Source organism: uncultured Rhodococcus sp. (assembly GCF_963525155.1).
Taxonomy (GTDB): Bacteria; Actinomycetota; Actinomycetes; order Mycobacteriales; family Mycobacteriaceae; genus Rhodococcus_F; species Rhodococcus_F qingshengii.
On the sequence record NZ_CAURKP010000206.1, the window covers coordinates 1 to 8446 of the forward strand.

The 8446-nt window shown below is 62.0% G+C and carries 8 protein-coding genes and 1 pseudogene; 7 read left to right on the top strand and 2 right to left on the bottom strand.

All coding sequences use genetic code 11. The annotated features are described in order from the left end of the window. On the top strand, positions 1-561 hold a 561-nt coding region (locus RWT78_RS25665; protein WP_314681806.1), incomplete at its 5' end, for a GAP family protein. A gap of 51 nt (positions 562-612) precedes the next feature. Here the strand turns inward: RWT78_RS25665 and RWT78_RS25670 are convergent. Then, on the bottom strand, positions 613-2076 hold the full coding sequence (locus tag RWT78_RS25670) for a cellulase family glycosylhydrolase (RefSeq protein ID WP_314681808.1): 1464 nt from the start codon (positions 2074-2076) through the stop codon (positions 613-615). Between the two features lie 176 nt (positions 2077-2252). On the opposite strand from RWT78_RS25670, the gene RWT78_RS25675 reads away from it, so the two are divergent. Continuing rightward, positions 2253-3173, top strand: coding sequence for an alpha/beta hydrolase (locus RWT78_RS25675; protein ID WP_030535590.1), 921 nt, complete (start codon positions 2253-2255; stop codon positions 3171-3173). 51 nt (positions 3174-3224) lie between these two features. Here the strand turns inward: RWT78_RS25675 and RWT78_RS25680 are convergent, their stop codons facing one another. Continuing rightward, entirely contained in the window at positions 3225-4391 is a 1167-nt protein-coding gene (locus tag RWT78_RS25680; RefSeq protein WP_007735099.1) for a CdaR family transcriptional regulator, read from the bottom strand. 196 nt (positions 4392-4587) lie between these two features. On the opposite strand from RWT78_RS25680, the gene RWT78_RS25685 reads away from it, so the two are divergent. The 5 genes and pseudogenes from RWT78_RS25685 to RWT78_RS25705 form a co-directional block, all read left to right on the top strand. Next, positions 4588-4845 carry a DUF3311 domain-containing protein gene (locus RWT78_RS25685; protein WP_054825613.1) on the top strand — a complete coding sequence of 86 codons (258 nt, stop codon included), beginning with the start codon at positions 4588-4590 and terminating at the stop codon, positions 4843-4845. Continuing rightward, positions 4842-6338 (top strand): sodium:solute symporter, encoded by a 1497-nt coding sequence (locus tag RWT78_RS25690; protein ID WP_019748102.1) that lies wholly within the window; start codon positions 4842-4844, stop codon positions 6336-6338. The genes RWT78_RS25685 and RWT78_RS25690 overlap by 4 nt, the downstream gene beginning before the upstream one ends. After that, positions 6335-7924, top strand: a complete 1590-nt coding sequence (locus tag RWT78_RS25695) for an amidohydrolase (protein ID WP_007735103.1) — start codon at positions 6335-6337, stop codon at positions 7922-7924. The genes RWT78_RS25690 and RWT78_RS25695 overlap by 4 nt, the downstream gene beginning before the upstream one ends. A 50-nt stretch (positions 7925-7974) precedes the next feature. Then, positions 7975-8130, top strand: a complete 156-nt coding sequence (locus RWT78_RS25700; RefSeq protein ID WP_155277914.1) for a hypothetical protein — start codon at positions 7975-7977, stop codon at positions 8128-8130. Positions 8131-8237: 107 nt separating this feature from the next. Next, positions 8238-8446: pseudogene (locus tag RWT78_RS25705) on the top strand (protein-tyrosine-phosphatase); the annotation flags it as partial.

Below are 8446 nucleotides of genomic sequence, written 5' to 3' on the forward strand. Positions count from 1 at the left end.
GGTAGCACCAGCGCCGGGTTCGCGGTGGGCTGGTTACTCGGAATCTTCATCGCTACAGTTCTTTTCGTCATCTTGTCCAGTGCCGTCAGCACGTCAGACGACGGACCGTCCGCCACGGTTTCGTGGATCAAACTAGCTCTCGGTGTCCTCCTGTTGGCCGTCGGGGTCAAGCAGTGGCGGGGGCGCAGCGGCGAGCACGAAACACCGAAGTGGATGCAAGCCGTCGACGAGATGACCGCGGCCAAGGGATTGGGCCTTGGATTCGCGCTCGCCGCGATCAACCCGAAGAACCTGCTCATGTGCATCGCGGCCGGAGTGTCGATCGGCTCGGCGTCGTTGGCGACCAGCGGAGCGATCACCTCGATTCTCGTATTCACGGTCATCGCCAGTTCAACTGTCGCGATCCCGGTCATCGGATACCTGGTGGCTGCTGATCGCCTGCGAAAGCCATTGGCCAATCTCAAAGTCTGGCTCGAGGACAACAACACCACGGTGATGAGTGTGTTGATCTTGGTCGTCGGAGTTGTTCTGATCGGCAAGGGAATTGGCGGAATCTTCTGATACCCGCTCGTTCGCGTGGTGTGAACGCGCGATTCCCGGATGATCGTTCGATCAGGCGCGCTTGACCGCGTAGTCGCCGTCGGCGTGACCGATCAGTTGCCATCCGCCCTCGATCGGGGACAGTCGGACGTCGGAGAGATTCGTGGTCTCGAGCTGTGGCCGGTCGGTGCCGGGGTACCAGGCCTCGACCCGTCCGGTGCCGCTCCCGTCAAACCCGTCACGCGATACCTCCGTCAGCGTGCCGGGCGCTGCCCGCGGATACGCTCGCGAGAGTGGCGCGGCGAATCCCTCTACGAGCCCGAGTGATTCACCGGACGGGCAGTCGATGCGATTCAGATTTCCCTGTGGCTGGTGGGTATTGCCGTCGCGAACCGGGTGGGGGTCACCGCACGCTTGTGTCCACGACCACCACGCGCCGCCCATCCGGTACTTGTCGGTGGCATCGACGAAGCGGTCGACGTCTGCTCTCTGCTCGTCGGCGTCGCCGAACCAACCCCATTCACCTGTCCACAACGGCGCGTCGTACCAGGCGGCAGCGCGGTCGGCGATCTTGAATCCGTCTTCGATTCCGGGAAATTCGCTACTGACCGTTATCGATTCGCTGTAGAGATGTGGCGAGAAGACGACCAGAGGATCGGTCAGGTACTGGCGTGGAGGCAGCGCGTCGAGGCCGAAAGCCGACCAGATCGCGCTGGGCTCGAAGAACACGAGGTGTGGAAATCCTCCTGCTTCGGCCTGTCTGATGGCGTCGGTGGCCCGCTTGTAGAACTGCCCGATCTGATCAGCTGCCGTGAATGGATCGCGCAGGCCGGGGTTCGGTTCGTTCAACAGGTCGTATCCGGCTACAGCTGGTTCGTCTTTGAACTCGGCAGCCAACCGTGCCCACGTCGCGACGAGGCGACTCTGGATTCCTTGCTCGTCGTCGTAGAACGCCTGGAAGGCATGGGCGATCGCGGGTGCGGCTTCCCTGAGTCCACCGATGTTGCAGGTTGTCCATCCGCCGGTCAGGGTTGCCCACTCGGGTGCGCCGTCCCAGCCGACTCCCGGCCGCATGAATGACGGGCACGACTGGTCGCTCGGGGTGCCGACGTACGGGCCCCATGCATCCTGATGCATGTCGAGAACGGTGTAGATGCCGTGGTCTTTTGCATCCTCGACCGCTACTCGAACGCGGTCGACGTACGCAGTGTCGAATGCACCGCGGGTCGGTTCCAGGAGGGACCACGCGACGTTGAGCCGGACGACGTTGAAGCCCAGCGCTGCCATCTGCGCGAAGTCCGTTCTTCCCAGCGGCGTAACGGTGGGTAGACCGGTGCCGTTGGTTGCGTAGTCATTGAGACCGTTGGCGTTCACGCCGCGGAGCAACACCGTTCGTCCGTCGACGTCCTTGATCGTTCGATCTGCGACGGTCAGTTGGGGGAGAGTCCAGCCCGGATCCGGTGGTGCAGCGTTCGCCGCCGGAGTTGCAATCTGGAGGACCAGGATTGCGAGGGTGGCAAGCAACAGCGCACGCATCCATCGACCTTTCTAGACAAACGTCCAATTCCGAGTCGAGGCTAGCGTGAGAAGACCTCTTTCCGGCGCGGTTTGCTCATACCTGTCACGGCCCCGCGTTGCCGAGAACACGTCGGACACGTGCTCCTGCTGGAGGTGTCATCATTGTCGACAAGTCTCGACCCGAGGGAGCCCTGGTGAAGCTTGCATTGACTGATCTGATCGAACAAATGCCTCGTGACGATTTGGCGAGTACGCGAGCGTTCTATGCGTCGCGGCCTGCCGGTGTCGGTCCGAGTTCCCTGCAGGAACTGCTTGTGGTGCGAGCATCCAGGGTGGTTGATCCCACGGCGAGCCGGGCTGTTGAACACACACTCGACATCGAGGGCCGATCCGTTTCGGTGCGCGTAGTCACTCCGAAAGACGGCGATGTCAACGGGGTCTATCTGTATCTTCCGGGTGGGGGTTTCTACATGAGTTCAGCGGCCAGCGCTGACGCCCGAAGCATGAGACTTGCCGACGAGGTCGGGGTGGTAGTAGTTACCGTCGATTACCGGCTTGCACCGGAATTCCCTTGGCCGGCAGCGCCGGACGATTGTGAGGCAGTCGCCTTGTGGCTGCTTGAGGTCGCTGCCGAACGGTTCGGGACGACCAGGCTCGCCATCGGTGGCATGTCGGCGGGAGCAACCTTGGTGACGACGACGTTGCTGCGCCTTCGTGATCGAGGTCTGGCCAAGGCATTTTCGGGTGCGGTGCTGGAAGCGGGCACGTACGACGTCAGTGCCCAGACTCCCGCGGGCCGCACCATCAGCGACGAATACTTCATCGAAGCCTACGTCGGCCATGTCGATGATCGCACTCTCCCGGATATTTCTCCGACATTCGGCGACCTCAGCGGCCTGCCGCCGACCCTCGTTGTCGTTGGATCAGAAGACGTGGTCCTGGCAGAGAACCTTGCCATGGTGGCGCGACTGTCGGCGGCCGGAAACGACGTCGACTTGCGTCTCTATCCTGATGTCCCGCATGGATTTACAAACCATCCAACGCCTGTTGCCCGGCGTGCTGCGCTAGATATGGGTGCTTGGCTTCGGAATCGACTCGACTCCGACCCCGCGTGACAAGCACGGGCGCGGTTCAGTGTGCCGAGGAAAAGCGGACTGTGTTCGGTGTCAGATCTTGGCGAGCGTTTTACGATGAAACAATTCGAGGCTCACCATGGATTTCATCAGGCCGTCGAGGGTTCGCGCATCCCATCCAGTCAGATGCTGCCAGCGGTCGAGTCGGTAGGTGACAGAGTTCGCATGTAGGTGGATGTCACGGGCGGCGGCGCTGACAGAGAACCCGCTTCGCGCGAAGGCGCGGACGGCGTCCATCAGATGTGAGTGCTCTTCGGCCACAGATGCCCCGGCCTGTAGAAGCGGCAGCAGCTCGTCCTGGTGGGTGGCAAGAGTGGCGATGAGCCATTCGTCGGCAAAACTGACCGTCGTGCCCGGCGCTGTCGCCAACTGCAATGTGCGCTCGGCGTCGGTGATGCTTTGAGCTGCGCCGACGAGCCCGACCCGGGGCATCCCGATACCTAGTGACGTTCGTGGATGATCTCGCATGATTGCGTGGATGACTTCGGTTGGTTCGCCCTGACACATCACGATTACTCGGGAGCCATGTCGACTGCAATGCGCGACAACATGCACGGAATCCAGGGTTCGTTGCAGGTGTTCCACTTGTGCTTCTGACCATTCGTCCTCGACGGCCGACAGTGCTTGGAACGATTTCTGTGTATCGAATCCGAGGGTTTGTGCCAGCTCTCGGGCGTTGCTCAGTTCCATATCCGTTGCACTGTGCAGTGTTTCGAAGAATCGGTATCGAACGCCGGCGCGGATGGCCTGCTCGCTGCGCGTTGCCTCGGAGTGTCCGACTGCGACTGCGCTCGTCGCGGCGTGAACGAGGTCCCAAAGTTTGCCGCCTGCTTGCAGCAGCTCGTGTGTTGGTTTCGTGGACCGCTGGACCATCGTGTCCCAGAGCTCACGAGATGCAATGTGATAGGTCTCGATGACATCGGAGAGGGGGAGCCCTTGCATCGCGCGACGGCGCCCGAGTTCGCGGTTTCGGTCGGTGTCTTCTGTGGTGATCGTTTCGTTCTCGGCGACGGCACACAGCATTGCGGACAACTGTTTGCGGATGTAGTTGCCTTGCTCGGCCACTGGTACCGCGGAGTAGGCCGGGAGTTCGCTGCGAATCTGTTGTACCGCGCGCTCGGTGAGCGCTTCGAGCTCGTCGGAAACCTCGCGACACAACCGTCGGATCGTGTCTTCTTCTTCGACGTCGGTTACGTCCACGGGGTTACTCCTTTGTGCGTGCTTGGTCTTGCGTCCCGTGAATTTCACGAACGAGCGTCGTGGATTCCGGGGTTCACCCATGGTCCCGCCATAGTGACGGGAGGCACACTCAACGCTAGACCGGACGACGATTCGACGGCAAAACGCCCCTCGCCTCATCTGCTCCGGATCGATCAACGGCTAAGGAGCCACAATCATGTCCAACGAGGCGAAGAGTGCCTTGCTCGCAATCGGAGTTCCGTTCGTCGGGGTGCTGGGCGGGATAGTTGCGCTCTCCGGATCCGAACTGACTGTTCTCGGATTTCCCATTTTGTTCGCGTGGCTTTTCCTGTGGATGCCGCTGACCTCGTTGTGTCTCCACTTGGCATGGAAGTTCTTTGACCGCAGGGACTTCGAGGAATCGGAACGAAACGAACTGGCTCAGGCCAAGACCGAGATCGGGGATCCGACATGATCGCTGCAACATTTACGCTCGTGCTACTCCTCGCGCTCGGCGCCGGAGTGCTTTCACGCCGTGGAAGCAAAAAAGAGATCTCCGACTACCTCGTGGGCGGGCGATCTTTCGGTCCCGTGCTGGTTTTCATCCTGGGAGCAGGTGAGGCCTACAGCATCGGTACGCTCATTGGATTCCCCGGCGGTGTGTACGCCCACGGGGCAAGCTACGGCGTCTGGTTCATCGGATACATCTTGCTTGCCTATCCGATCGGATACTTCTTTGCGCCCTACCTCTGGCGGGCAGGCAAGCGGTACAACGCGATGACGCTGCCCGATGTGGCCGGGCGGCACTTTCGGTCGCGCGGGTTGGAACTGACAATCGCGATTGCCTCGGTAGTCTTCCTCATTCCTTGGGGGCAGTTGCAGCTTGCCGGCCTCCAGGTCGCGCTGAGCGGACTTGGCATCACCATCAACCCGACGGTGGCAGTTTTCGTCGGCGCTGCGCTTGCTCTGCTCTTCCTCCTGCTTTCGGGTGTACGTGCACCGGCGTTCGTGTCTTACGTCAAGGACGCCGCTCTGCTGCTGGGAGCGATCCTGATCGGACTGGCCGCCACGGCCAAATCCGGCGGTATCACGAAGCTCTTTGCCGATGCGGCATCCCATGGGGCCGGGCAGGCCTCGCAATCCACCGTCACCGGTTCGTCGCTGACCTTCGTGCTCACCACAATTGTGTTCCAGTCACTCGGCTTTTTCGTCTTCCCCTTCATCGTGCAGGCCGTGCTATCGGCGAAGTCCGAGGCAACCCTCAAGCGAGTCGCCCGATTCAACCCGCTGTACATGCTCATGTATCCCTTCCTCGTCGCTGCTGCCTTCGGAGCAATTTCATTGCTGCCCAACAAGCTCGAGGGCGCAGAGTCCAACGAGGTCCTCCTGCAACTGTCCCGCCTCGTGCTCCCGGACTGGCTGACCGGAGTGGTGGCGGGTGGTGCGGCACTGTGCGCGATCGTTGTTCTGTGTGGCTCGGCGCTGGGAATCGGCTCGATCGTCTCGCGAAACATCGTTCCTGGAATACCCGAATCACGTCAGAGAGTGTGGGTGCGCGGGGTTATAGTCGCCTACCTCGGCCTCTCGCTGATCCTCACCCTCGCCGCACCCCAATTGCTGCTGACGCTGGTGAATACCGCGTATTACGGGGTGACCCAGGCCGTGGTGGTGTTCGCGACGATGATCTTCGGATGGAAGCTGCGACCGGCAGCGCTCGCGATGGGCGTGGTGCTCGGCGACGTGCTGGTGCTCTGGCTGTACCTCGACACACACGGCACGGTATCGATGTGGTTGGCGGACAAAGGCATAAACATCGGTGCCGCAGCCCTTGTTCTGAACGTGTTGTTCGTGTCCGCCACCCGGGTGATGTGGCCTCCTGTCGAAGCGGTTTCGGGCCTCCGTGCAGAAAATCGATCGGCACCAGTGCCTTGCCCCGCAGTCCCGACCGCGAAGGCGGATATCCGATGACTCGGACACTACTCACCGCAGATGCAATCCTCACCCAAGACGCAGCGTCACCCCAGGTTGAGGCGCTCGTCCTCGATGGAGGCCTGGTTGTCGCCACCGGAAGTCGAAAGGACATGGGGGAGTACGCCGGACCGGAAACTCGTCGGCTCGATCTCGCCGGCGCTACTGTGATCCCGGGGCTGATCGAGTCGCACATTCACCCGACCTACTCCGGCTTGACTGACGGATGGGCTGATTGCCGGACGCCACCGTGCGCCTCGATCACGGATATCCAAGGGGCTCTGCGGAACTCCACTCCCACTCACGGCTGGATACGTGGATGGGGGTACGACGACACACAACTTCGAGAAGGTCGCCATCTCACACGCGATGACCTCGACGCAGTCTGCACCGACCGCCCGATCATCGTTCTGCACATCTCGGGGCACTTTGCGGTGGCAAACACTGTTGCGCTTGCAACTGCAGGCATCGACGAATCGACGGTGGATCCCGGGGACTCGCAGTTTCCGCGTGGGGCGGACGGGAGGCTCACAGGGATGGCCTGGGAAATCGACGCCGTGGCACGGTTGAGTGGCGCGATACCAGACCTGACACAGGCAGAGGTGCAGACCGCGTTGCTGCGTAGCTTGACACTGGCGCGTTCGCGAGGAATCACGACCGTCCACGATCTAGGGGTCGGCCTGTCGGCGGGCATGCAGGAGTTGGCCGCCTATCGTGCCCTGGACACCATGGGCGAGATGCCCGTGCACACGGTTGGCTTCCTTCGGGGTGATCTCGCGATCGCAGAACTGGAGGAAAGGAACATCGCTTTCACGGCTGCACCGGCCCCAGGGTCACGCTTCCGCCTGGCCGGCGCCAAATTCTGGGCGGATGGGTCCATTCAAGGATTGTCTGCAGCCTTGCGAACTCCGTATACCTGCAGCCCGAACCATCACGGTGATCTGCTCTATCCGCAGGAGCAACTCGACGACATGGTTCTCCAGGTACACCGTGAGGGAGGGCAGGTCGCGGTGCACGCCAACGGCGATGCGGCCGTAGCCGCCGCCATCGCGGCGCTGCGCAGTGCGCACCGCAGTGACGGACGTCGAGCGCGGCACCGTATCGAGCACTGCCAGGTGAGTAGGCCTGCGGATCTCGAGGCGATACGTGATGCCGAGATCGGGGTGAGCTTTTTCGTCAACCATGTTTTTCATTGGGGCGATCGTCACCGTGACCGTTTCCTCGGTCCTGAGAGAGCCGGCAACCTGGACCCGCTGGCGTGCGCCGATGACATCGGCTTGAAATTCGGGCTGCACTCGGATTGCCCGATAACGCCGATGGATCCCCTCCAGACGATTAGGACTGCTGTGAATCGGCTGACCATGGGCGGTGCCGTGCTTGGCGCCCACCAACGGATCGGAGTGCAGCGTGCAGTGCAGGCCATGACTGTGGACAGTGCGTACTTGGTCCATGACGAAGGACGGGTGGGGATCTTGGCGCCGGGTCGTCGTGCGGACCTTGTCGCGCTCGACGGCACTCTTGCTGCTCTCGCAGACGCTTCGTCCGACATTCCTCAGCCTGCACTGGTCATGGTCGACGGCCGGTAACGCATGAGATTGATTTCGTCCCAACGGATACCAGCTCGAGGTGGAGATTCGTGCAGTTGCTCGACAGTGAAGTTGTTCGGCGCTGTGCAGTTACGGCTGCCGCCGCGGCCGCGGTCTGTCGTTCGAACGGTCCCGGCGTGGTCGATGGCGACGCAGTGACGGGCAAGAGTTTCTTCCTGCCGGATGGCGGCTGGCCGGGCACCTGAACACATGTCCGGTTTCTGGAGCAAAGTCGGGACGAGGAGCGTGCCACCCTTGTAATCTCGCACGGGAGTTTGCGGGGCGCGGGGTATCCCGCACAGCGAATGAGAGGATGAAGGTGACAACTGTCTACACGCGCCGCCGAGGGGCGCGCCCTTTCGGAATCGCCCTCGCTGCGCTGGTTGCCATGGGTGCGGCCCTGACAGGCCCCACACTCGCCTCCGCCTCGAGCGGCGACCTGCAATTGGGTTCGAGTCAGTTCGGATCGTCCGGGGAGCAACCGCCGCTGCCGGAGATCCCACCGCCGTCCGCGGCCGAGAT

What these genes read in the sequence shown, in the direction of transcription:
- RWT78_RS25670 (WP_314681808.1), bottom strand. Translation starts at nt 2,076, where the DNA reads ATGCGTGCGCTGTTGCTTGCCACCCTCGCAATCCTGGTCCTCCAGATT.
- RWT78_RS25685 (WP_054825613.1), top strand. Translation starts at nt 4,588, where the DNA reads ATGTCCAACGAGGCGAAGAGTGCCTTGCTCGCAATCGGAGTTCCGTTC.
- RWT78_RS25690 (WP_019748102.1), top strand. Translation starts at nt 4,842, where the DNA reads ATGATCGCTGCAACATTTACGCTCGTGCTACTCCTCGCGCTCGGCGCC.
- RWT78_RS25695 (WP_007735103.1), top strand. Translation starts at nt 6,335, where the DNA reads ATGACTCGGACACTACTCACCGCAGATGCAATCCTCACCCAAGACGCA.